The sequence below is a fragment of the Photorhabdus sp. S10-54 genome, assembly GCF_963878145.1.
GTDB classification, from domain to species: domain Bacteria; phylum Pseudomonadota; class Gammaproteobacteria; order Enterobacterales; family Enterobacteriaceae; genus Photorhabdus; species Photorhabdus kayaii.
The window spans coordinates 1-1,081 of sequence record NZ_CAWNXG010000148.1 but is presented as its reverse complement, the minus strand read 5'-3'; the positions used below and the strand labels follow the sequence as shown (position 1 = coordinate 1,081).

Genomic DNA, 1,081 nt, shown 5'->3' with positions numbered 1-1,081 from the left:
ATTTTCACCAGAATATACTTTTCAGTAAATAAGGACTCATAGTGAATATTACCCATTTTAATTTCTCACAGAGAGCTATTCAAAGTGAGCGTGAAGAAAAGTATGAAACAGCGGCGGTTCTCTGGAACAAGGTCGCTGAACATGCCAGGCAGCAAGTTAACCGTGAATGGGCTGAATATCGTGTTGAATTGAATTTAAAGCGTCACTCATTACAAAGGCGCTATGAACAATGGCAAGCAGATAACAAACAACGTCGCAAAAGAGAGAGAGAAGCGAAACAATTCGCTGATGCTCTAAAGATCCATATTGATAAGGCGGAGGGATTGTAATGGCGAAAAGGAGAAGAAGTAAAACACAGCAAGGATTTGAAGGTATGACAATACCTCAGCTCCTTCAAATAAAAGAAGGGTCCACAGATGGGTATGTCAATTCCCAAAAGTTCATTGAACCTTATTCAACGCATAACGGAGACATATTAATGCCACTTAATCGCTCCATGCGCCGCCATGCCAAGAAAATGAAAATTGAAATTAAGGAAGTGAAACAATGAAAGAATTAATCACCATCAATAAAACCCAAATGCCTGTTGTGGAATATCAAGGTCAGCGCGTTGTGACGTTCTCAATGATTGATCAGGTTCACGCGCGGCCAGATGGTACGGCTAAAGCAACATTCAACAGAAACAATCAACGCTTTGTGTGTGGAGTGGATTATCAAATCTTAGGTCAGGACGATATACGTACCAACCTCCCTGATGGCTTATTTTCCAAGTTCGCCCCCAGCGGCATTGTGCTTTTTGAGTCTGGTTATCTGATGTTAACCAAGCCATTCAATGATGATGTTGCGTGGCAGGTTCAACGGGAACTGGTTAGTCACTATTTCCGCAAACCCCAAACCGCCCTGAGCGAGATTGAAATGATTGCAAGGATCGCCAGTCATACCGCTCAACAACAGCGCCGCCTTAACCAGGTTGAAGAAAAAGTTGAACAGGTTCATGAAACCATTGAGCAAATCAAGCAAGGCGCTATTCCCACGGGCTGGATTGGGTTCTCTCTGGCTGCGACTGAATCAGGATTGACCA

General features: G+C 43.3%; 3 protein-coding genes. All 3 read left to right on the top strand.

The genetic code is table 11. The features are described from left to right. Positions 1-41: 41 nt before the first annotated feature. Positions 42-329, top strand: a complete 288-nt coding sequence (locus tag AACQ83_RS24215) for an ANR family transcriptional regulator (RefSeq protein ID WP_112879926.1) — start codon at positions 42-44, stop codon at positions 327-329. Then, positions 329-550: a hypothetical protein gene (locus AACQ83_RS24210; protein ID WP_112879925.1), complete on the top strand. Its 222-nt coding sequence runs from the start codon at positions 329-331 to the stop codon at positions 548-550. The genes AACQ83_RS24215 and AACQ83_RS24210 overlap by 1 nt, the downstream gene beginning before the upstream one ends. After that, positions 547-1,081 (top strand): ORF6N domain-containing protein (locus AACQ83_RS24205; RefSeq protein ID WP_146747960.1); only part of this gene is annotated, 535 nt, incomplete at its 3' end. The genes AACQ83_RS24210 and AACQ83_RS24205, both read left to right, overlap by 4 nt.